Annotated in this window: 20 protein-coding genes; 12 read left to right on the plus strand and 8 right to left on the minus strand. The window is 69.4% G+C overall.

What is annotated here, in order from left to right:
• Positions 1 to 162: 162 nt before the first annotated feature.
• Genes NR810_RS49895 through sitI6 form a run of 3 tightly spaced genes read left to right on the plus strand, consistent with a single transcriptional unit; the run spans position 163 to position 2,767 of the window.
• The gene (locus tag NR810_RS49895; RefSeq protein WP_257463224.1) at positions 163 to 1,245 is read left to right on the plus strand and encodes an enoyl-CoA hydratase/isomerase family protein; all 1,083 of its coding nucleotides are present in this window, start codon (positions 163 to 165) and stop codon (positions 1,243 to 1,245) included.
• Positions 1,246 to 1,278: 33 nt separating this feature from the next.
• Positions 1,279 to 2,016 carry a SitA6 family polymorphic toxin lipoprotein gene (gene sitA6 / locus NR810_RS49900; RefSeq protein ID WP_257463225.1) on the plus strand — a complete coding sequence of 246 codons (738 nt, stop codon included), beginning with the start codon at positions 1,279 to 1,281 and terminating at the stop codon, positions 2,014 to 2,016.
• Positions 2,017 to 2,041: 25 nt separating this feature from the next.
• On the plus strand, positions 2,042 to 2,767 hold the full coding sequence (sitI6, locus tag NR810_RS49905) for a SitI6 family double-CXXCG motif immunity protein (protein ID WP_257463226.1): 726 nt from the start codon (positions 2,042 to 2,044) through the stop codon (positions 2,765 to 2,767).
• Between the two features lie 7 nt (positions 2,768 to 2,774).
• Here sitI6 and NR810_RS52490 read toward each other — a convergent pair whose 3' ends face one another.
• From NR810_RS52490 to NR810_RS49925, 3 genes are all read right to left on the minus strand, one after another.
• Positions 2,775 to 4,718, minus strand: coding sequence for a transglutaminase TgpA family protein (locus NR810_RS52490; protein WP_306819189.1), 1,944 nt, complete (start codon positions 4,716 to 4,718; stop codon positions 2,775 to 2,777).
• On the minus strand, positions 4,715 to 5,926 hold the full coding sequence (locus NR810_RS49920; protein ID WP_257463227.1) for a DUF58 domain-containing protein: 1,212 nt from the start codon (positions 5,924 to 5,926) through the stop codon (positions 4,715 to 4,717). The genes NR810_RS52490 and NR810_RS49920 overlap by 4 nt, the downstream gene beginning before the upstream one ends.
• Before the next feature lie 148 nt (positions 5,927 to 6,074).
• Complete coding sequence (locus tag NR810_RS49925; RefSeq protein ID WP_257463228.1) at positions 6,075 to 6,974, minus strand: LysR family transcriptional regulator; 900 nt, start codon at positions 6,972 to 6,974, stop codon at positions 6,075 to 6,077.
• A 103-nt stretch (positions 6,975 to 7,077) separates the two neighbouring features.
• On the opposite strand from NR810_RS49925, the gene NR810_RS49930 reads away from it, so the two are divergent.
• Positions 7,078 to 7,950 (plus strand): aldo/keto reductase family oxidoreductase, encoded by an 873-nt coding sequence (locus NR810_RS49930; protein WP_257463229.1) that lies wholly within the window; start codon positions 7,078 to 7,080, stop codon positions 7,948 to 7,950.
• A gap of 18 nt (positions 7,951 to 7,968) precedes the next feature.
• Here NR810_RS49930 and NR810_RS49935 read toward each other — a convergent pair whose 3' ends face one another.
• From NR810_RS49935 to NR810_RS49945, 3 genes are all read right to left on the minus strand, one after another.
• On the minus strand, positions 7,969 to 8,943 hold the full coding sequence (locus NR810_RS49935) for an AAA family ATPase (protein WP_257463230.1): 975 nt from the start codon (positions 8,941 to 8,943) through the stop codon (positions 7,969 to 7,971).
• 29 nt (positions 8,944 to 8,972) lie between these two features.
• On the minus strand, positions 8,973 to 9,965 hold the full coding sequence (locus tag NR810_RS49940) for an inositol monophosphatase family protein (RefSeq protein ID WP_257463231.1): 993 nt from the start codon (positions 9,963 to 9,965) through the stop codon (positions 8,973 to 8,975).
• An 88-nt stretch (positions 9,966 to 10,053) separates the two neighbouring features.
• A complete protein-coding gene (locus NR810_RS49945) occupies positions 10,054 to 10,404 on the minus strand; it encodes a helix-turn-helix transcriptional regulator (RefSeq protein WP_257463232.1) in 351 nt (116 codons plus the stop codon).
• Positions 10,405 to 10,674: 270 nt separating this feature from the next.
• Between NR810_RS49945 and NR810_RS49950 the strand changes: the two genes are divergently transcribed.
• Entirely contained in the window at positions 10,675 to 11,172 is a 498-nt protein-coding gene (locus tag NR810_RS49950; RefSeq protein WP_257463233.1) for a hypothetical protein, read from the plus strand.
• A 62-nt stretch (positions 11,173 to 11,234) separates the two neighbouring features.
• Positions 11,235 to 12,560 (plus strand): metal-dependent hydrolase family protein, encoded by a 1,326-nt coding sequence (locus tag NR810_RS49955; RefSeq protein WP_257463234.1) that lies wholly within the window; start codon positions 11,235 to 11,237, stop codon positions 12,558 to 12,560.
• A 26-nt stretch (positions 12,561 to 12,586) separates the two neighbouring features.
• On the opposite strand, the gene soxR is transcribed toward NR810_RS49955, so the two are convergent.
• Positions 12,587 to 13,039 carry a redox-sensitive transcriptional activator SoxR gene (gene soxR / locus NR810_RS49960; RefSeq protein ID WP_257463235.1) on the minus strand — a complete coding sequence of 151 codons (453 nt, stop codon included), beginning with the start codon at positions 13,037 to 13,039 and terminating at the stop codon, positions 12,587 to 12,589.
• Positions 13,040 to 13,148: 109 nt separating this feature from the next.
• Here soxR and NR810_RS49965 point away from each other — a divergent pair, with 109 nt between their 5' ends.
• From NR810_RS49965 to NR810_RS49990, 6 genes are all read left to right on the plus strand, one after another.
• Positions 13,149 to 13,775, plus strand: coding sequence for an NADPH-dependent FMN reductase (locus NR810_RS49965; protein WP_257463236.1), 627 nt, complete (start codon positions 13,149 to 13,151; stop codon positions 13,773 to 13,775).
• Positions 13,776 to 13,787: 12 nt separating this feature from the next.
• Positions 13,788 to 14,486 carry an antibiotic biosynthesis monooxygenase gene (locus NR810_RS49970; protein WP_257463237.1) on the plus strand — a complete coding sequence of 233 codons (699 nt, stop codon included), beginning with the start codon at positions 13,788 to 13,790 and terminating at the stop codon, positions 14,484 to 14,486.
• Positions 14,487 to 14,602: 116 nt separating this feature from the next.
• On the plus strand, positions 14,603 to 15,517 hold the full coding sequence (locus NR810_RS49975; protein WP_257463238.1) for a hypothetical protein: 915 nt from the start codon (positions 14,603 to 14,605) through the stop codon (positions 15,515 to 15,517).
• Positions 15,518 to 15,565: 48 nt separating this feature from the next.
• Entirely contained in the window at positions 15,566 to 15,952 is a 387-nt protein-coding gene (locus tag NR810_RS49980; protein WP_257463239.1) for a hypothetical protein, read from the plus strand.
• Positions 15,953 to 16,076: 124 nt separating this feature from the next.
• Complete coding sequence (locus NR810_RS49985) at positions 16,077 to 16,631, plus strand: hypothetical protein (RefSeq protein WP_257463240.1); 555 nt, start codon at positions 16,077 to 16,079, stop codon at positions 16,629 to 16,631.
• Between the two features lie 32 nt (positions 16,632 to 16,663).
• A complete protein-coding gene (locus tag NR810_RS49990) occupies positions 16,664 to 17,296 on the plus strand; it encodes a response regulator (RefSeq protein ID WP_257463241.1) in 633 nt (210 codons plus the stop codon).
• Here NR810_RS49990 and NR810_RS49995 read toward each other — a convergent pair.
• Entirely contained in the window at positions 17,283 to 20,354 is a 3,072-nt protein-coding gene (locus NR810_RS49995; RefSeq protein ID WP_257463242.1) for a sensor histidine kinase, read from the minus strand. The genes NR810_RS49990 and NR810_RS49995 overlap by 14 nt on opposite strands.
• Positions 20,355 to 20,402: the final 48 nt, after the last annotated feature.

Here is a 20,402-nt window from a genome sequence, read left to right on the forward strand (position 1 = left end):
GCACTCGCCTCCGCTTCGTCGGCTGCTCTTCTGGTGGGCAGCAGGTCGTCTCCAGCATGGTTGCTTGCTGTTACCTACTTTTCCCGTCACCTTATTCCGACCAACCCTGCCATCGGACCAGTTCGTGAAGAGCGCGCCCGGGAGGTGGTATGCCCCGGCGGCATGAACACGGACGTGCTGCTGGAGACGCGGGGCCCCCTGGGCCTGGTGACGCTCAACCGCCCGAAGGCGCTCAACGCGCTCGACCTGGGGATGATCCGCGCGCTGCACCCGGCGCTGGAGGCCTGGGCGAAGGAGCCCTCGGTGAAGGCCGTGGTGATTCGTGGCGCTGGTGGCCGCGCGTTCTGCGCTGGCGGTGACGTGCGCGCCGTGGCCGCCTCGCTGGGCTCGCCCGCCCCCGAAGGGCAGGAGCCACTCTCGCGCTCCTTCTTCCGCGAGGAGTACCGGCTCAACCACCTCATCCACCACTACCCCAAGCCGTTCGTCGCGCTCGTGGATGGCATCAGCATGGGTGGAGGGCTCGGGCTGTCCGTGCACGGCTCGCACCGCGTCGTCACCGAGCGGCTCGTGCTCGCCATGCCCGAGACGGCGATTGGACTGTTCCCCGACGTGGGTGGTGGCTGGTTCCTCCCGCGCTTTCCGGGCGAGGCCGGCACGTACCTCGGGCTCACGGGAGTCCGGAGCAATGCCGCGGATGCGATGTGGCTCGGGTACGGCACGCAGCACGTGACGCACGACAAGCTGGATGCCGTGGTGGACGCGCTCGCGGCGGCGGATTGGAGCGCGGGGGCCGCGCGCGACGTGGCCACGCGGGTGCTGTCCGGCTTCGCCACCGAGCCCGGGCCCTCGCCGCTGAGCGCGCACCGCGAGACCATCGACCGGTGCTTCTCGAAGGACCGCATGGAGGACATCCTCGCGGCGCTCGAGGCCGAACACACGCCGTGGGCCGAGGAGACGCGGGCCACGCTGGGGCGCATGTCACCCACGAGCCTGAAGGTGACGCTGCGCCAGTTGCGGCTGTGTCGGAGCAGGCCCTACGACGAGGTCGTCACCGTGGAGTACCGGCTGAGCCAGCACTGCACCGCGCTGCCGGACTTCCGCGAGGGCATCCGCGCCGTGCTCGTGGACAAGGACAACCGCCCGAAGTGGAACCCGCCCACCCTGGCCGAGGCGCGTGAAGCGGACGTGGAGGCGTGCTTCGCACCACTCGGGGACAGGGACCTGGTGGTGACCGCGTCGCGGTGAGGGACGAACTGGCGCCATGGAGCAGGCCACACCATGAGGAAACCCCGCTTGCCCCTGTTCCCGCGCTGGCTGAGCCTCGCCGCGCTGTTGCTGTCCGGGTGCGGTACGACGTCTCCGGCCTCACGCGCCTGGGTGGATGCAGCGCAAGACGAGGCCCGTGAGTGCGACAACCCGGACGCGGACCAGTGCGTCCTCCTGGCTTGCGATGGCGAGCAAGGCGAGTGCGGCATCTTCCGTTGTGCGGACGTGGACCCGGAGGCGGTGACGCACGCGCCCCTGGCCCACGGCGCGGAACTGGCGCGGGGAGGCTCCTACTCTCGCCCGCCCTTTCGCGCCCCTGGAACCTCTCGCAATTGGAGGCGCACGGGACTGCGGGACGGTGCACGGCCACGGCTGACGTTCCACTTCCGCTACCGCGAGGGCTTCCTCCCCGCCTTCCCCAGACTCGAAGGCAAGCTGGTCAAACACCACCTCTTCCCCCAGGCGTCGGACCTCGCGGCATGGTTCGTGCAAAATGGCATCAATCCTCACGAGTGGACGATGGTCATCCCGGAGCACGTGCACCTGCGCATCCACAGGGGCGGAGGGCGCGGCGGCGCTTGGAATGAGGCCTGGCGCAAGTTTCGGGATGCCAACCTCGAACGCGAGGTTTCACCCACGGAGCTCCTGGCCAAGGCCTTCGAGCTGGCCTACCGTTTCGACATCGTCGGGCCCATCGTGCCTTATGGTCACACGCTCGTCCCGCCCGGTCCCCAGCTGTTCGCCCCATGAGGACTTGTAGGGCGAAGGAACCGCCATGAAGTTCTATCGGATTCAGGGTGACAAGGCGCCGCGGTACACGGGCAACCTGAACGCCGCGCACAAATGGGGGTTGCCCGGCAGCGAGCCGTGCCCCATCTGCGGCCTCCGCGGCGGCAGCACAGCAGTCGTATACCCGAGCGTGGACCTCTCCATCCTGCCGGAGGAGGAGCAGAAGAAGCTGTCCGACCCGCGGCCCGTGCCGTACGAAGAGTTCGTCCGGCTGCGCGAGTTGGTGCGCCCACTGGCCCCTCCTGGTGCCGTACTGAAGACAGGAACGGAGTTCGGCCCGCTGACGGGAACGGCCACTGGCCACTTCGGTCAGCTGTTCATGCAGAACCCCTGGTCGCTCTATGTGCGCCGCGAAGCGCTGGAAAAACTGCGAGCCGCCGGGGTACGTGGCCTTCACGGATGCCCGCTCAACGTGCGCTTCCGGCAGAAGAACCATCCGGAGTTGCTGGACATGCAACTCGAGCTGCGCGGCCGCTTCCACCCCGACTGCCTCCCCCCGAATCGCGAGCCTCCGTGCCCCTCCTGTGGTCTCGACAAGGGCTACAAACTTCCGCAGCCGCCCATCCTCGCAACCGCCTCGCTCCCAGAGGACCTGGACGTATTCCGGCTGGCGGACTGGTCCACGCTCATCATCGCCAGTGAGCGCCTGGTGGACGCGGTGAAGCGGCTGGAGCTGGACGGGGTGGTGTTCCAGGAGTTGGAGACTCGCTGAGCAGAGCCTATCCCGCTCGAGGTGGAGCTTCGCGCAGTTCCGTGTCCAGCCGCTCCACCAACGCGCCCCACGCGACTGCATCGCCAAGCCCACCCCGGTAGCGCGCCTCGCGGTAGTGCGCGAGGAACTCGGCCGCCACGTCCGCCACCGCGTCCCCTCGCGCCGCGCGCAACCGCGACAACAGCTCGTCGTCCGTCTCCGAGGGCGCTGGCACCAGGCCCGCCCTCCGCTTCAGCGTCCTCAGGTAGCGCGCATAGGCCGCCGCGAGCTTCGCGTCCCGCGTGTCCATCGCCCTCCGCCCGGCCTTCACCCGGCCGCCCGTCCGCCGGCCCCGCCACCACCGCCACAGTGCCCCCACCGTGAGGAGCGCCCAGAACACCGGCGAGCTTCCCACCGCCCGGAGCTGCTCCATCGGGTGGTAGCGCACCGCCGCCCCCAGCTTCCGGAAGAAGGTGCCCACCGCGCCCACGATATTTCCGAGCAACCCCGGTGGCCCCTGTGTCAGCCCGAGCGCCTCGTCCCGGCTCCGCCACGGCGTCGGGTCGAAGGCCACGAAGCGCCCCTCGTCCGCGAGGTACACCTCCACCCAGGCGTGCGCGTCCCGCTCTCGCACCAGCGTGGCCCCGGTGAGCGTGTTGCGCTCCTCGGGCGCGAAGCCCCCCACCACCCGCGCCGGCACCCCCTGCGTGCGCAGCAGCGCCGCCATCGCGCTCGCGAAGTACGTGCAGTACGCCGCGCGCTTCTCCCGCACCAGCACCGCCAGCGGGCTGCCCTCCCCTTTCAGGTTCACGTCCAGCGAGTACTCGAAGTGGTGGTGGAAGTACGCCTCCAGCGCCTCCGCCTTCTCGCGCGCCGTGCGCGCCTTCCCGGTGAGCGTCTCCGCCAGCGGGCGCAGTTCCACCTTCAGCGCCTCCGGAAGCACGGTGAGCGACTCCCCGGGCGCGGCCTCCGGCGGCAGGCGCTCCTCCGGGCCCGCACGCAGCACGAGCGCGGTGCCCTCCAGTCCCTCGGCCTTCATCACCCAGCCGCCCTGCACCTCGGGACGCGCGCCGTCCACCCCGCGCGTTCCCGCCGGGGCCGGCAGCCACGCGCCCAGGGGCGCCAGCACCGTGAGCGCCAGCAAACGCTCCTCCCCCGCGCCTCCCGAGGGCAGCATCAGCCGCTCCTTCGCCAGCGCCTCCGAGGTCGTCCACCGCTCGCCATCGAACTCGTCGAACACCCGCATGCGCAGCCGCTCGGGCTTCGCGCCGGACACCACCAGCAGCGCCCGCTCGGAGCCTCGGGGGATGCGGGAGATGGAACGGATGTCCACCTGCGACTGGAACTCCGAGCCACCCCCGGAGCCCGTGCCACTCGTCATCCGGTACACCGCCTCCATCAGCACGCCCTCGCTGGCCTCCACGGTGCGCGCCAGCAGCAGCCCCAGCCCCACCAGCAGCACTGTGAAGACGCCAAAGCCCACCGCGCCCCGGAGACCCGTGCGGAGGAAGCCGCCCTCGACGAAGGCGACCAGCAGCACGCTCAGCACCACCGCGCCCAGCACCCACGCCATGCCCGGCAGGGCTCGCACCCGCATGCTGAGCGCCACCAGCAGACACGCGTACGTCCACGCGTAGTAGCGGTTACGGCCCAGCCCGCACAGCACGCACAACCCCACCAGCGCCCCGCACACCGGACCGAAGATGGAGGGCGGGAAGGGCGCCGTCGGCGGCACGCTCACCCCGAGCATCACCACACCCACCGCGAAGCCCAGGGCACCCGCGAGCAGCAATCGCGCCGGTGTGTAGTCGAGCCGCACGCCCGCCAGCACCGCCCACAGCATTCCCACCATCGCGGGCGCGCACACGAGCCACCGGCCATGTGACACCGCGTGCAGCACGAGCGCCGCGAACACCGGCATCAGCTCGATGAGCCGTGCTCCTCGGGAGATGGGGCCCTGAGGCTCTCTCATGACAGCGCCACCACCTCGTCAGGGGCCAGGCCCACGGGCTTGCGGTCCGGCCGCACCGAGAGCACCCGCACCGCCACGCCGTTCGCCTTGAGCTTCTCCACCAGCGCCGCGCGCGAGGGCTCCCAGTCCATCACCACGAAGATGACGGCGGACAACTGGCTGGACTGGGGCAGCAGCGCCGCCTCCAGGGCCTCCATGTCCAACTGGTCCCCCGGCTCGAGCGCGGCGAGGATTTCGAGGATGTGCTCGAAGTGCGCGAGCGCCCGGCCCGCCTGGAAGTGGAACACCTGGGGACCGGCGGCGAACAGGTCGATGATGTACTCCTGCCGCGCGAGCACGTCCGCCATGCCCGCCGCCAGCGAGAGCGCCTGCTCCAGCAGCACGTCCTCCTTCGCCGAGCGCGACTGCACGTCGAGCACCAGGGCGAGCCGGACGAAGAACTCCTCCTGGAACTCCTTCACCACCAGCCGGCCGGTGCGCGCGAAGGAGGGCCAGTGGATGTCCCGGGTGCGGTCCCCCTCGTGCCAGTCGCGGGTGCCGAAGAACTCGGTGGAGTCGCCCACCTGCGAGGCCACCGCGATGCCTCCAGGCTGGTAGTTGCGCCCGTGAGGAACCTCGAGCGACTCGAGCGGGGTGAAGCGCGGGTACACGAGCAGCCGGTCCTTCACGGACGAGCGCCTCGGCCACTTCACCAGCGCCGAGGGGAAGAGGCTCGCGGCCTGGAGCGCGCCCACCTGGTAGACGCCCCGGGTGGAGCAGCGCAGGCGCAGGGCGACCTCGGTGCGCTCTCCGGGCGCGAGCGAGTCGATGACGGGAGGCTCGCCCACGGCGCGGAGCTCGGGGGGCAGGTCGCGCTCCTCCACGGCGATGTGGCGCACGGTGCGCCGGCCGGTGTTCTCCACGCGCACGCGGTAGGTGAGCGTGTCGCCCGCGGAGACAGGGGGCGGCAGCAGGCGCGTGAGGGAGACACGAGGCCGGAAGGGCGCGCCCACCACGGTGGCGGCCACCAGCGCGGAGACGGAGAAGGAGAAGAAGAGGATGAGTGGCGCGACGAGCCCGCCGAGCAGCAACAACGCCGAGGCCAGCGCCGCCCACAGCACCACGCGCCCCACGGGGGTGAGCAGGCCGTTGTACCGGTCCTGGAGGAAACGGATGAACCCGTGCTCCTCGGCCGGCATGAAGAAGGACCAGCGGCGACGTCGGGCCATGCGCGGCGTTTTCCTCGGAGGCCAGGGAGAGGTGGACGAACAGGGGCCGGCTCACATTGGAGCAGACCGCACCGCTCCGTTCCAGGGACCCCGATGCTACGCCGGGTCCAAGGCCCAGGTGCCGTCCTCCCACCGCTGCAAGGCTTGCTCAGGGCTGCATCGATCTGACGAAGTCAATGAACGCACGCAGCGGCGTCGGGAGGTGGTGACGGCCGGGGTAGTAGAGAAACGGCCCTGGGAAGCTCGGCCACCATGATTCGAGCACGGGTTCAAGTTCGCCTCGGTCGATGAAGGGACGAAGCCAATCCTCGAAGTCGTAGAGGATCCCGGTGCCAGCCACGGCAGCATCCACTGCGAGGTCGGTGGTCGTGCCAAGGCCGACAATCAGCGGTCCCTTCGGATCGACGCTGAGAGTCACTCCGTCGCATTCGAACTCCCACGCATGCAGCGGGCCACTGGCGAACCGCCCCCCCAGGCAAGCATGGTCCATGAGTTCGCGCGGATGTTTGGGGCGCCCACGACGAGCGAGGTAGGCGGGCGAGGCGGCTGCCGCGAATCGCTGGACGCGAGGACCGATCGGAACCGCCACCATGTCCTGCGCGAGCCGCTCTTCGTAGCGGATGCCCGCGTCATAGCCCTCGGCCACCACGTCGACGAGGCGCTCCTCGGCGATCACCTCCAGACAAATGTCGGGGTACTTCGCGAGGAACGGCGGCACGATGCGCGGCAGCACGAGCCGCGCTGCCGCGATCGGTACGTTGAGCCGCAGGCGTCCCGCGGGTCGGTCGCGGAAGTCGTTGACCACGTCCAACGCCGAGCGCACCTCGCTGAGCGCAGGCGCGAGCCGCTCGAGCAGCCGAGCCCCTGCGTCCGTCGGCGTCACGCTGCGCGTGGTTCGATGGAGCAACCGAACGCCGAGCCGGGCCTCCAGCCGACGGACAGCGTCTCCCATGCGCGAAGCGCTGCTGCCCGCCACGCGAGCAGCGCTGCGGAATCCGCCCTCGCGAGCGACCGTCAAGAATGCCGTGAGATCAGCGAGCTCATCCATCACTGTGCGGATTTTCGCACGACCTGTGCGGATTGCCACCGATTGTCGTACAGTGCTTGCTTGCGTAGGAGTGGGCCACCTCGATCAACAAAGGAGCTTCGCCGTGACCCACAGGCACATCTCAGGCAGCTATCGCATCGGCACCCACACCGTTCGCCGTGTGGGTTACGGCGCAATGCAGCTCGCAGGCCCCGGCGTCTTCGGCCCGCCCAAGGACCGCAAGGCAGCGGTCGCCGTGCTGCAAGAGGCCATCGCCCAGGGCGTCGACCATATCGACACCAGTGACATCTACGGCCCCCACGTGACCAACCAGATCATCCGTGAGGCGCTGCACCCGTATCGCGACGGTCTGCTGATCGCCACGAAGGTTGGCGCGGTGCGCGGTCCCAACGGTTCGTGGGAGCCTGCGTTCTCGACCGCTGACCTCGAGCGCGCCGTCCACGACAACCTGCGCAATCTCGGGCTCGATGTGCTCGATGTCGTGAACTTCCGTGCGATGTTCAGCGTCGAGGGCCCGGCTGAAGGCTCGATCGAGGCGCCGCTCACCGCGCTCGCGGAGCTTCAGCAGCGCGGCCTCATCCGCCACATCGGATTGAGCAACGTCACGCCGACGCAGGTCGCCGAGGGTCGCAAGATCGCCGAGATCGTCTGCGTGCAGAACCACTACAACCTGACGCACCGGCGTGACGACGCCCTGATCGACGAGCTCGCCGCCAGGGGTACGGCCTACGTGCCGTACTTCCCGCTGGGCGGGTTCACGCCGCTGCAGTCGAGCGCGCTGAACGACGTGGCCGCGCGGCTGGGCGCGACACCCATGCAGGTTGCGCTGGCCTGGCTCCTGCGCCGGTCCCCCAACGTGCTTCTCATCCCAGGCACGTCGTCGGTCACACACCTCAGGGAGAACCTCGCAAGTGCCGCGCTCACCCTGAGCGCTGAGGACATGGACACCTTGAACCGTCTTGCCGAGCGGACTTGAATCCCGGGAACCTGGCGTTCAGCGCGGCACCGGTACGGAGCCGATGAGGTCCTTCGTGAGCGCTTGCTTGTCCGCGCCCGCGTAGCGGGCCCGCGTATCCAGCACCAGCCTGTGCGCCAGCACCGACACTCCCAGCGCCTTGAGGTCCTCCGGCAGCACGTAGTCCCGCCCCTGCATCAGCGCCCTCGCCCTCGCCATCCGCCCGTACACCAGCGCCCCGCGTGTCGACACGCCCAGCCGGATGCTCGGGTGCCCCCGCGTCGCCTGTACGATCCTCAAGAGGTAGTCCGCCACCGACTCCTCCAGCTTCACCTCCTGCACCTGCCGCTGCAGCTCCGTCACCTCCGCCACCGTGCACACCGGCTTCATCCCCTCCAGCGGCGGCGGCCCCGAGCGCGTCATCAGCAACGTCCGCTCCTCGCCCTCCGGCAGGTACCCCAGCGACAGCTGCACCGCGAACCGGTCCAGTGACGCCTCCGGCAGCGGGTACGTGCCGTGGAACTCCACCGGGTTCTGCGTCGCGATGCACAGGAACGGCGGCGCCAGCACGTGCGACTGCCCGTCCACCGTCACCTGCCCCTCGCTCAGCGCCTCCAGCAGCGCCGACTGCGTGCGCGGCGAGGCCCGGTTGATCTCATCGGCGATCAACACGTTGGCGAACAACGGCCCCTCGCGGAAGCGGAACGTGCCCTCCTGCGGATTGAAGATGGACGAGCCGACGATGTCCGTGGGCAGCAGATCCGGCGTGAACTGCACCCGCTTGAAGCTGCCGCCGATGCTCAGCGCCAGCGCCTTCGCCAGCGTCGTCTTCCCCGTGCCCGGCACGTCCTCCAGCAGCACGTGCCCTCCGGCCGCCACCGAGCACAGCACCAGCTCCAGCGCCTCACGCTTGCCCCGGATGACGCGCTCCAGGTTGTCGGCCAGCCGGGACACCAGCACGCGCACCGGAGCCGCACGCTCGGTGGTGGACGCCTTCACGGGGAACGATGACATTCTGGACGCGCAGCGTAGCAGGCCGCGCGTCAGTGGGGGTGAGCCAGGAAGCCCCACTCCTCGCCGGCCACGCGCTCCATGGCCTCGACGAGGCGCATGTGGACGCGCCCGTTGCTGACGAGCAGCCCCGGGGTGCGCAGCTCCGTGCCCTGCGAGAAGTCCACCGCCCGGCCGTCCAGCCCCGTCACCTGCCCACCCGCCGCGCGCACCAGCGCCGTCCCCGCCACGTGGTCCCACAGCTTGTGCGGGTTCTTCCGCGGATCCCTCGGCCCTCGCACGTACAGGTCCGCCGCCCCGGCCGCCAGCAGCGCGTACTTCACCATGCCGTCGTAGCGCTTGATGCGCCGCGCATCGAGCCCCGCCTCCGTGTACACCCGGTCCGCGATCTCCCGCGAGCGCCGGCCCATGACGTAGCTCTCCACGATGCGGAGGCTCGGGGGATCCGCGCGGTCGGACACGTGCAGCGGGCGCGGCTCACCCCCGGCGAGCAGCTCGGACCAGGCGCCACCTCCATCCGTGTAGAAGAGCGTCCCGCCCTCGTCCAGCGGCGACACCGGCGCGCCGATGATGCCATCCCGGGGCTCGCCCTCCACCAGCGTCCCCACGCACACGGCATACGCGCGCCCGTGGACGAAGCCCTCGGTACCGTCGATGGGGTCGATGACCCAGACGCGGTCCGAGCGCACGCCGCGCCCGTGGTCGAGCCAGCGGACGAAGTCCTCCTCGCCCACCTGTTCACCGAGCAACCTTCCCACCAGCCGGAGAATCTGCTCCCGCTCGGCCTGGGGCACGGAGAGGAAGGCCTCGCCGCCCTCCTCGGCGATGACGCCGTCCTCGGGGAAGTGGCGTCGGATGGCGCGGCACAGCAGGGCCTGCGCGCCATAGTCCGCGATGGTGACGGGACTGGCGTCGCTCTTGCGGGTGACTCCGGCCTCGGAAGACTGGACCCGGCGGCATAGCTCACACGCGAGCCGGACCGCGTCGATGATGGGTTGTAGCTCTCGCACGCTCGGCTGCTCCATGGTTGGGCAGACCCTTCTCTCATGGACGGGGGATCCTCGGAAGGGACTCTATCCATGACGTGTCGGGCGAGCAGCGGCTCGCAACGCCTCACCCCCGTTGCGGCGGGAGCAGCGACTCGGCCAGCCGGTGCAGCAGCCGCAGCTGCGACGCCTTCAACCCGCGCGCGGCGCTCACCAGGCGGTTCATGTCCAGGGACTCGGCGGCCTCCAGCCCCAGCAGCTCGTCGGAGGGAATCTCCAGCGCCAGGCACAGGCGCCGCAGCGTGAGGACGCTGGGGAACGTCTCGCCCCGCTCGATGCGGCCATACACCTCGCGCGGCACCCCCACCCGGCGCGCCACCTCGGATGGGGTGAGCGCCGCGCGCAGCCGGGCGGCCAGGACCGCCGCTCCAAGGGACATCGACAACGGATGTTCAACACGGTCGGTGAGCCGGGACATGGCAGGGGTCTCCAGAGCGGACGGACGGCATCCGGCGGGTATCCCTACCTTACGAACTTGATACGTCCTGTCAATGCCCACTACCAACACGAGGGGTTGCGCCGACTCCTCCCCCCTTTGGAGGTATGGCCGCGCGCGTCAGCGGCCGGTTTCCCACCTGACTCGCGGAGTCGGTCCTCCCCCTCCCCACATCGGGTAGGAGACGACCCGGGGTGTTCGCCAGCAGCCACCATCGCTATCTTGCTGCTCCCCACAGGGAGGCCCCCGCCCATGCCCAAGAATCACGTCGACATCCAGAACCTCCAGGTCCGCGACATCCCCGAGAAGCACGAGAGCATCCAGCCCATCGACGAGAAGGTCACGCTGGTGGTGACGCAGGCGTTTGGCCCCGGTGGACACAACCTGGTCGGCTTCTCGGACGTGAAGTTCAACAACCACCCCGCCGTCAGCCTGCTGGTGCGCACGCCGGATGGGCGCGAGGGCATCGTCCATCTCTCCCCCATCCACGGGGACAAGCGGAAGGTGGGCTTCACCGACATCACCCCCGGCACCCGCTGCACGCTGCTGTGTCCCGTGACGAAGCGCCCGCTGGAGAAGCTGGGCCCCGTCGACGACGGCAGCGGCGCCGAGTACTACGCCCTCTACCTCACGCCCAAGCTGTCCAAGGGCCACGCGGTGGCCGTCACGGACATGTGGGACCACTTCCACTCGCGCATCGTCGACGACGAGGCCGTCATCTCCTACTGGGCGCAGACGCACACGCCGTGAGCGGGCCGCGCGCCCGGCGAATGCCTTGACTCGGAAGGCGGGCGCGGAAGGGAATGGCTCGCATGAGACATGCGCTCCTGCTCGCCTCCCTCCTCGCGTTGCCCGCTTCCGCCGCCGAGCCCACCCCGCCCAGGGCCCTCGTCCTCAAGGCCTCCCGCCTCTTCGACGCGAGGAGTGGGAAGCTCGTCACCCCCGGCCAGGTCGTCGTGGTGGGCGGGAAGATTTCCGCCGTGGGCCCCACCGCCGCCGTGCCCGCGGGCGCCGAGGTGCTGGAGCTCGGGGACGCCACGCTGCTGCCCGGTTTCATGGACGCGCACGCGCACCTCACCACCCAGCCGGGTGAGGACTGGCGGCAGGACGTGCTCGACACCTTCCAGCGCACCATCCCCGAGCAGACGCTCGACGCGCTGCCGTACGCCCGGGCCACCTTGATGGCGGGCTTCACCACGGTGCGAAACCTGGGCGCCGGGGACTTCATCGACGTGGGCCTGCGCAATGGCATCCGCCGCGGCACCGCCGTGGGCCCGCGCATCCTCACCGCCACCGCGGGGCTGGGCACCACCGGAGGCCACTGCGACGACGGCAACTCGTTCCGCAAGGGGCTACTCGTGGAGGAGGCCTCGCGCGGCGTCGCCGATGGCCCCGAGGCCTTCCGCGCCAAGGTGCGCGAGAACATCAAGTACGGGGCGGACCTCATCAAGGTGTGCGCCACCGGCGGGGTGCTCAGCCTCAATGACGACGTGGGCTCGCCCCAGCTCACCCAGGCCGAGCTGGAGGCGCTCGTCGACGAGGCCCATACCCGCGGGCGCAAGGTGGCCGCGCACGCGCACGGGGCGGAGGGGGCCAAGCGCGCCATCCGCGCGGGCGTGGACTCCATCGAGCACGGCTCGTTCCTGGATGACGAGGCGCTGGCGCTGATGAAGCAGAAGGGCACCTGGTTCGTGCCCACGGCGCTCGCGCTGCAGGGGGTGCTGGAGCGCGCCGACAAGGGGATGCTGCCGCCGGAGATCGCCCGCAAGGGCCGGGAGGCCGCGGCGAGTCACCGGCAGGCGCTGCGCAAGGCCCTCACGAGTGGCGTGAAGGTGGCCTTCGGCACGGACTCGGGGGTGTACCCCCACGGGCGCAACGCCGAGGAGTTCGCGCTGCTGGTGGGGGCGGGGATGAAGCCGGCCGAGGCCCTGCGCGCCGCCACCGTGCACGCCGCCGAGCTGCTCGGGGTGCGGGACTCGCTGGGCACCCTGGAGGCGGGGAAGCTGGCCGACGTGGTGGCCGTGCCCGGAGACCCGCTCCAGGACATCCGCCGCACCCAGCAGGTCTTCTTCGTCATGAAGGAGGGCGTGGTGTACCGCAACGACAGGGTCCCGGTGTCCGCCCAGTCCACCCGGTAGCGTGGAAGCCAGGGCCGGCCGCCGGGTCAGCTTCCGCCCCGGCGCGGCGCCCACTTGCGCGCCCCCGGCCCCTGCTTGCCCAGGCGGTCGCCCGGGTTGGCCAGCTTGCAGCTCTTCAAGGACAGGCAGCCGCAGCCGATGCAGCCCGTCAGGTCGTCGCGCACCTGCTGCAGCCCCGCGATGCGCGCGTCGAGCTCCTCTCGCCAGTGGGAGGACAGCCTCGCCCAGTCCGCCACCGTGGGCGTACGCTGCTCGGGCAGGCAGCTGAGCGCCTCGCGGATCCGCTCGAGCGGAATGCCGACCTGCTGCGCGGCCCGGATGAAGGCGACGCGGCGCAGGACGTCTCGCGGGTAGCGGCGTTGGTTGCCGCTCGTGCGGCGGCTGCTCAGCAGCCCCTTGTCCTCGTAGAAGCGGAGCGCGGAGACGCTGACACCGCTGCGCATCGCGACCTGCCCCACCGTGAGCTCATCCAGTGGCATGGCGACCTCTCCCTCCCCCAAATGAAACCTCGAGTAAGGTCGAGGTCAAGTGGTGGCCCGAGCCGCTCTTCGCGTTGAACTCGAAAGTGCCCCGCTTAGCTTTGAGGGCATGAACGAGCAACCGACCCAAACCCCTTCCAACCTCCCCGGCCCTGCCTTCGCTCCGCTGCGCCTGGCCATCATCCTGGGCAGCGTGCGCGAGGGCCGCTTCGCTGACACTCTTTCTTCCTGGCTGGTGCCGGAGCTCCGCCGGCTGCACGACGGCGAGCTGGACGTCATCGACCTGCGCCACGCCGGGCTGTCCTTCGGCTGGGGCCACGAGCCCGCGCCCTTGCCCGAAGGAACACCGGGCTTCGACGAGCGCATCGCCGCGGCGGACGGCTTCGTGTTCGTCGTGCCCGAGTACAACCACTCCTTCCCGGGGCCCCTGAAGACGGCCATCGACCAGGCCTATTCGGAGTGGAACGCCAAGCCAGCGGCGTTCGTGTCGTATGGCGGCACATCGGGTGGCCTGCGAGCGGTGGAGCAGCTGCGCCTCGTGCTGGGCGAGCTGCACGTCGTGGACATCCGGGATGGCGTGAGCTTCCCCAACATCGGGAGACAGTTCGACGCGAACGGGCAACCCCGCGACGCCGAGGGCGTGCGCCAGGCGGTGCGGCTCATGCTGGGCCAGCTCGAGTGGTGGGCGCGCGCTCTCCAGACCGCGCGCCGCCAGCGGCCCTACGGGAGCAGGTAAGGAGATGAACCCATGTCGATGAAACGCACCTTCCGGGCCCCGATTCGCCACCCTGGCGCCGGAGCCATCAACCCCAGTCTCTGGACCCTCGAGTCCCCCGCGGCGCAGCGGGCCGCCGCCGAAGCCGCGCTGTCCGCCATGCCCGCGTCGCCGGGCCTCCTGCGCTTCAGCGTGTTTCGTGGGCTCGAGGACCTCACGCTCTTCCTCCTCTCCCAATGGACGGACGTGGCCGCGCGCGATGCCTTCCTCGCGATCAGCGCGGTGCCGCGGGCGTCCGTCGATGAAGAGGTGCCGGGCATCCGCCGCGACTGGCGGAAGCCGGCCAGTCCCTATCGCGGCTTCGTCAGCGGGGAAAAAGAGGAGGCCGGGTGCCTCGTGGTCGTGCACCAGCCATTGCTGCGCCCGGACCCCCAGGTCCAGCGCGACTGGGTGGACACGGTCTTGACCGCGCTGGAGGCGGATCCCCATCCGCCCTCCGGCCTGCTCTCCGCGACGTTCTTCCTGTCGGATGACGGCGCGCACGTCCTCAACCTCGCCGAATGGACGAGCGCCGATGCGCACCGCGCGGCGCTGCGGCACGGGACGGATCCACGGGCCCAACACGGGAGCATCGGTGACTCGCCCCTCTGGCGGGCGGTCCGCTCGCACCCGGGCATCCGCGCCGAGTACGAGGTCAGGCGATTCGAGCTCCTCGGCGCGGTCGAGCCCTGAGACAGCGGCCTTCATGAGGCCATTTTTCCAGTTTTACTTGGAAATCATGCTCCACTGGTGTAGCTTTACAAACACAGGCATCGTGTGCGTCCTGAAATGCTTGCGGAGGTATGCCCATGTTCATCGTCATTGAATACGGAGGCAGCACGGGACACAGCAGCGTCCTGCTGACGGGTCTCGGGAAGAAGAGCTGCTTCCTGCACTACACGGGCACGTCCTACCTCAAGGGCCTGTACGCACGAAACCACCACGTGGGTGACTTCTCGGAGCGGGTGTGCATTCCCAGCCTGGAGGATGGAAACGAAATCGGGCTGTCCGAGACCCTGGCGCTCCATTGCTGGCGGTTCTACAAACACGTCCTCCACCGCAAGTTCCCCAACCGGTGGGAGACCAGCAAGGACGGGCGCAACGAGGTCTTCAACTTCGCCTACAACAATTACAGCAACAACTGCACGAACTTCGCCAACGACCTGCTGGCCGCCGCGAGCGATGGGGAATACAACACCACCTGGTTCAATTTCCAGGCAGGCTTCTCCAGCAATCGCGTCTTCGCCGCTGTTCCCGGCGTGTTCACCCGGAAGGCACGGTGGGTCAGGGACGATATTCTCGAGAAGATCAAGAAGAGTGGCCGGAAGCCCGTCTATGGACTGGTCCTCGAGAGCGAGCTGCTCAAGCGGTCAAAAGGCATGCTCAAGCACTTCTGGCCCACCTATACGCCTGACCACAACGTCTCCTATTCAGACATCTCGGGCTCCACCAAGAAGACACTGGACGCGGGCCTGACGGCGTACGACGAGGTGCCCTGGCGTGACAGGAGCGAGAACGTCTGGAAGCAAGAGGGCGGCTATTTCAATGACGCCTTCATGGACAACCTGGAGACCATCCTGGGTGAGGGGAGCCAGAGCCTGCAACTCGTGAGCAGGAACAAGAGCAAGGAGGCCCCGAAGGACTACGAGGGCTTGAGCGCTCAGTTCAGGCGGTTCGCCGAGTTGGGCATCAAGCCCCTGGGTTACAAGTACACCGCCTCCTGACGCGCGTCACATTCCCGCCGGCCTCCCTCTACCCGGAAGGAGGCAACCATGAAGAATCTCCGTCTGGAGCTCGAGACGCCGTACCAGGTGACGCCGCTCCCTCTTTCGGATGGGTCGGCCGTCCACCGCATCGCCATCTCCGCCAACGCGGCCGCGGCGCGGGTATCGTTGGATCCGAACATCTGCCAGCTCGATGCCTTCGGCGACGCCGGCGCATGCACGAGGATCGCCATTCGCACGTTCGAGGCGAAGCTCTCACTTCTCGAGGAGCGCGACGGAAAGCGGCTGTTCGCCCTCGAGGCGCAGGGCACCGATGAGCCCGCGCTGCGACTCGTGCTGCTTCCCGCGCGGCACGGCCATGCCACGCCTGCCCGCCTGCTCGTGCTCGACAAGGAGGGGGCGATCAAGGCCGTGGTCGCACTCGAGCAGCAATAAGCAGGGAAATCCGGAATTGTCGCGCTGCGTATCGCACGGCGGCGCGATCCCGCGCAGAATGCCCGCTGACCTGTCCGTGTCCGTGAGAACCCCAGGACGGCCGGACGGCAGCGGAGACACACGAATGGATGTCAAAGGCGTTGCGTTCCTGGCACGGCAGGCCCAGGCGGAGCAGACCTTCGGCAGGGACCGGTGGCGCGCGTTCCTCGCCGAGCAGGCGAAGCGGGACCCCATCTTCGCCCAGCCGGTGATGCCGGTGACGCGCATCCCGGCGGATGCCTTCCTGCGGCTCAACGACGCCATGACCCGGCAGTTCTACGCGGGGGATCCGCAGGCCTACTGGCAGTACGGCGTGAGGTCCGCCGAGTACGCGCTGAGCCAGGGCCAGCTCAAGGCGATCTTCAGCAAGGGGGAGCACCGGCGCTTCGCGATGTTCACTCCGGGTATCTGGAAGGGCTACTTCACCGCGGGCGATCTGGCGGCGCAGCTCCAAGGCAACGTGACGGAGCTGCGCATCACCGGTGTGCCCCAGCCCCACATCTACTTCGAGCTGTCGGTGATGGGCTTCGCGTCGGGCGGGCTCTCCTACCTGAGTGGCAAGCAGGTTCCCCACGAGGTACTCAAGGGCTTCAGCCGGGGCGACCAGGAGGTCGTCTACCGCTTCACCCTCCCGGACTGACCCCGAGGCTGTTACAGGCTTCCATCACGCTGATGAATTCCACGGACCCGAGCATTCGCATCCTGATTGTCGACGACCATCCGCTGCTGCGCGAAGGGCTTGCCGCCATGATCGCCGGACAACCGGACATGGCGCTGGTCGCCGAAGCGGAGAACGGCGAGCAGGCCTTGCAAGCCTTCCGCGCCCATCAGCCCGACATCACCCTGATGGATGTGCGGATGCCCACCATGGGAGGCATCGATGCGATCACCGCCATCCGCGCGGAGTTCCCCACGGCCCGAATCATCGTCCTGACGACCTACGATGGCGACGCGCAGGCGCTGCGCGCCATCAAGGCCGGTGCATCCGGGTATCTGCTCAAGAGCATGCTGCGCAAGGAGCTGGTGGAGACGATACGCAGCGTGCATGCGGGACGCCGCCGCATCGCCGCGGACATCGCCTCCGAGATGGCCGAGCACGTGGCGGACGACGAGTTGACGGCACGAGAGCGTGACGTCCTGCTCCACGTCGCCGCCGGGAACGCCAACAAGGAGGTCGCCGCCCGGATGGGCATCTCCGAGGAGACGGTCAAGACGCACATGAAGAACGTCCTGACCAAGCTGGGCGCCAAGGACAGGACGCATGCGGTGGTGGTCGCGCTGAAGCGGGGCATCATCGACATCTGAGGCGCAACCGGTTGCGCCAGGTGCGCTCCGGATCGCCGCGATACGCGACCGCCGCCGGCACGCGCAGCTCCACTTCCGTCCCCGAGCCGCCGCGGCTTCTGATGTCCAGCCGCGCTCCCATCTTCCGCGCCCGCTCGCGCATGCCCGACAGGCCCCAGTGTCCGGGCCGTCCACCCGCCTGGAGGATCTCCGCGTCGATGCCGCGTCCGTCGTCCCGGACGCGCAGGCGCAGCTCGCGGCAACCATAGGTGAGCTCCACCTCGATCCTCCGCGCGCCGGCGTGCTGCCACGCGTTCACCAACGCCTCGCGGCCAATGCGGAAGACCTCGTCGCGCACCAGCGGGTCCAGCGGCGTGGGCTGCCCCTCCACCACCACGTGGAACCCTTCTGGCGGGTCCAGCTCGAGTTCCTCCCCCACCCTGGCGAAGGCCTGGGACAGCTCTCCCGTGCCCTGCGAAGCGGCGCGCAGGCCCTTCACCCGGTCGCGCCCCTCGAGCAGGACGTCGTCGGCACGATCCAACGCCTTCTCCATCGCGACGCGCACGGGCGCGTCCACCGGGAGCATCTCCGCCACGGACTGAAAGCGAAGGATCAACCCCTGGATGCCCTGCAGCAGCGTGTCGTGCAGCTCGCGGGCGATGCGCTCGCGCTCCCGGTGCCGCTCCTCCAGCAAGCCGCGCATGTGCGCCCGCACCTGGCGCAGCCGCAGCAGGAACAGCATCCACAGCACCGCCAGGCTCGCCGCGATGCACAACGCGCGGAACCACCAGGTCTGGAAGAAGGCTGGCGGCAAGATGAGCTCGAGCGTCGCGCCCGTCTCGTTCCAGACTCCGTCGTTGTTGGCGGCGATGACATGGAAACGGTATCGCCCCGGCTCCAGATGCGTGTAGTACGCCTCGCGCCTCGTGCCGACGTCCTGCCACGTCTCGTCCACGCCTTCGAGGCGGTAGCGGAAGCGCACGCGCTCGGGAACGGCGAAGCTCAACGCCGTGTAGGCGATCTCTAGGTTCATCGCCCGCTCCGGCAGGGTGAGGGACGGGCCGGAGCCGAGCAGGTGGCCATCCACGCGCACCGCGCGGATGTGCACCGGGGGTGGCAACGGATTGCGGAAGATGCGGGTCGAGTCGATCCACACCACGCCATTGCTGGTCGCGAACCACAGCCTGCCGTCGGTGCCCTGCACCGCGGTGGGCAGCGGACGCAGCAAGGTGGGCCGCGCCGGCAGGCCATCGAGGAAGTCGAAGCGCTCGCCGTGGACGAGCTGGTCCGGGTGGGCGACGGCGCGCTCCACCTCCTCCGCGCTGAAGTGGAAGATGCCCGGCACCGCGTGGATCCACAGGCCGCCGTCGGGCATCTCCAGGATGCCCGCGACACCACGCAAGGGCTCGCCGCCGGCCACGCCGAAGGGGTGGAAGCGCTGCCCGTCGAACCAGGCGAGGCCGAGCTGCCCCCCCACCCACAACCGCCGCCCGGCACGCAGCGCGGTCACCACGCCCAGGTGGAGTCCGTCCGCCGCGCCGTAGCGGCGCACGAGCCCGTGGTCGAACAGGGCGACCGCGTTGTCGTGGAACCCCAGCCAGACACGGCCCCGCGCGTCGGTCGTCGCGGAATAGATGCGCGTCCGCGCGGTCATGCCGAGCTGCTCGTCCATGCGCGTCCACACGCCGTCCTTCCAGCGCAGCAGCCCCCCCATCGACATGGCGACCCACAACGCGCCCGTCGTGTCCTTCGTCATCGCCTGGACCTGCAAGGTGTTCGCTTCAGCGGGAACCGTGGCGACGAGCACGGGACGGTCGTCCTCGATGCGCCAGATGCCGTTCGAGGTTCCCAACCACACGGTGCCATCCGGATCGCGATACGCACAGCGGATCTGCGCATCGAGCGCGGCGAACTCGACCTGCTTGTCGTGCAACCGCATCAGGGGCCGGTTGGTGCTGCCCGCCCAAAGGGCACCGCCGTCACCCGCGGCCAGCGCGAAGTCGTGCGAGCCGCGCGGAAACTCCGCCAGCACCAGGGAGCTGTGGCGGAAACAGTCGAGCCCTCCGCTGGTGCCGGCCCAGATGTTCCCCTCGCGGTCCTGGATCAGCGGCCAGACATAGTCCGCGGTGAGACCATCCTTCTCGGTGAAGGGCTCCGCGGCCGGCTCGAACCGCCCGATGTGCCGGCCGCCCAGACGTTCGGCGTAGGGCACACGGCGCATGCCATCGCCGAGCGTGCTGATCCACAGGCTGCCTTCGCGGTCGAACACCATCCCAGCCGACTGCACTTCGATCCTCGCGGGCGCGGTGAGGAGCTCCCCATTCGCGCGCACCACGGGCCGCACGTGGCCATCCAGCTCGGCGACCCAGATCGTTCCATCGGGCGCCTGAGAGATCTTCCCCACCCACCCCACACGTGCGCCCGTATCACGGAACGCGCGGCCCCCCCTTGGAAGGAACATGAGGGTGTCCGCCGTCGAGACCCACAACGTCCCGTCACGGTCGACGAACAGAGACGAGGCCTGCGTGCCCGGGAAGTTCCAGTCTGCGCCCACACGCTGCCAGCGCCCGTCCCGCAGGCGGAGGAGCCCGGCATGCCTGCTGCCGGTCCAGACGCCTCCGTCCGCGTCGAACGCGAACGACGCCAGCTGATAGGGCGACAATCCCTGTGCCTCGCCGTAGCGGGTGAGTTGCCCGTCCTTCAGGTAGGCCGCGCCGCCATGCTGGAAGCCGATCCACAAGCCTCCGTCGGGCGAAGCGGCCAGCGTCTGGATGCTGGTGACCGGGTCACCGCTGGACGGCTCGAAACGTTCGAAGCGGACGCCGTCGAAGCTGTACAGCGTCGACGCGGCGGACAGCCAGAGGAAGCCATCACGGGTCTGCGCGATCGCGGAGATCTGCCCCGGTGCGCCGTCCTTGATGGTCCAGCGCGCGTGGTAGAACTGGCCGATGCTGCGGTCGCGGCCATCCGTTTGCGCGGTGGCGGCCACGCCACACAGCAGGAATGCGCAGAGGCACCCCCAGCGAAAGCTCGTCGCGTCCATCGTCCGTAGCAGACGGCAATCCCCGCGAAGCGTCATGCCTCTTTCGGGGTAGTCCGCGGTCCCCTCCAGAAGGTAGCCAGCCCT

This window comes from Archangium lipolyticum (assembly GCF_024623785.1).
GTDB classification, from domain to species: Bacteria; Myxococcota; Myxococcia; order Myxococcales; family Myxococcaceae; genus Archangium; species Archangium lipolyticum.

Bases quoted from the DNA above. Each gene is read 5' to 3' on its own strand.
- NR810_RS52490 (WP_306819189.1), bottom strand. From the start codon at position 4,718: ATGAGAGAGCCTCAGGGCCCCATCTCCCGAGGAGCACGGCTCATCGAG.
- NR810_RS49955 (WP_257463234.1), top strand. From the start codon at position 11,235: ATGAGACATGCGCTCCTGCTCGCCTCCCTCCTCGCGTTGCCCGCTTCC.
- NR810_RS49950 (WP_257463233.1), top strand. From the start codon at position 10,675: ATGCCCAAGAATCACGTCGACATCCAGAACCTCCAGGTCCGCGACATC.
- sitI6 (WP_257463226.1), top strand. From the start codon at position 2,042: ATGAAGTTCTATCGGATTCAGGGTGACAAGGCGCCGCGGTACACGGGC.
- NR810_RS49985 (WP_257463240.1), top strand. From the start codon at position 16,077: ATGGATGTCAAAGGCGTTGCGTTCCTGGCACGGCAGGCCCAGGCGGAG.
- NR810_RS49940 (WP_257463231.1), bottom strand. From the start codon at position 9,965: ATGGAGCAGCCGAGCGTGCGAGAGCTACAACCCATCATCGACGCGGTC.
- NR810_RS49925 (WP_257463228.1), bottom strand. From the start codon at position 6,974: ATGGATGAGCTCGCTGATCTCACGGCATTCTTGACGGTCGCTCGCGAG.
- NR810_RS49895 (WP_257463224.1), top strand. From the start codon at position 163: ATGAACACGGACGTGCTGCTGGAGACGCGGGGCCCCCTGGGCCTGGTG.
- NR810_RS49990 (WP_257463241.1), top strand. From the start codon at position 16,664: ATGAATTCCACGGACCCGAGCATTCGCATCCTGATTGTCGACGACCAT.
- soxR (WP_257463235.1), bottom strand. From the start codon at position 13,039: ATGCCACTGGATGAGCTCACGGTGGGGCAGGTCGCGATGCGCAGCGGT.
- NR810_RS49970 (WP_257463237.1), top strand. From the start codon at position 13,788: ATGTCGATGAAACGCACCTTCCGGGCCCCGATTCGCCACCCTGGCGCC.
- NR810_RS49975 (WP_257463238.1), top strand. From the start codon at position 14,603: ATGTTCATCGTCATTGAATACGGAGGCAGCACGGGACACAGCAGCGTC.
- sitA6 (WP_257463225.1), top strand. From the start codon at position 1,279: ATGAGGAAACCCCGCTTGCCCCTGTTCCCGCGCTGGCTGAGCCTCGCC.
- NR810_RS49980 (WP_257463239.1), top strand. From the start codon at position 15,566: ATGAAGAATCTCCGTCTGGAGCTCGAGACGCCGTACCAGGTGACGCCG.
- NR810_RS49920 (WP_257463227.1), bottom strand. From the start codon at position 5,926: ATGGCCCGACGTCGCCGCTGGTCCTTCTTCATGCCGGCCGAGGAGCAC.
- NR810_RS49935 (WP_257463230.1), bottom strand. From the start codon at position 8,943: ATGTCATCGTTCCCCGTGAAGGCGTCCACCACCGAGCGTGCGGCTCCG.
- NR810_RS49995 (WP_257463242.1), bottom strand. From the start codon at position 20,354: ATGACGCTTCGCGGGGATTGCCGTCTGCTACGGACGATGGACGCGACG.
- NR810_RS49965 (WP_257463236.1), top strand. From the start codon at position 13,149: ATGAACGAGCAACCGACCCAAACCCCTTCCAACCTCCCCGGCCCTGCC.
- NR810_RS49945 (WP_257463232.1), bottom strand. From the start codon at position 10,404: ATGTCCCGGCTCACCGACCGTGTTGAACATCCGTTGTCGATGTCCCTT.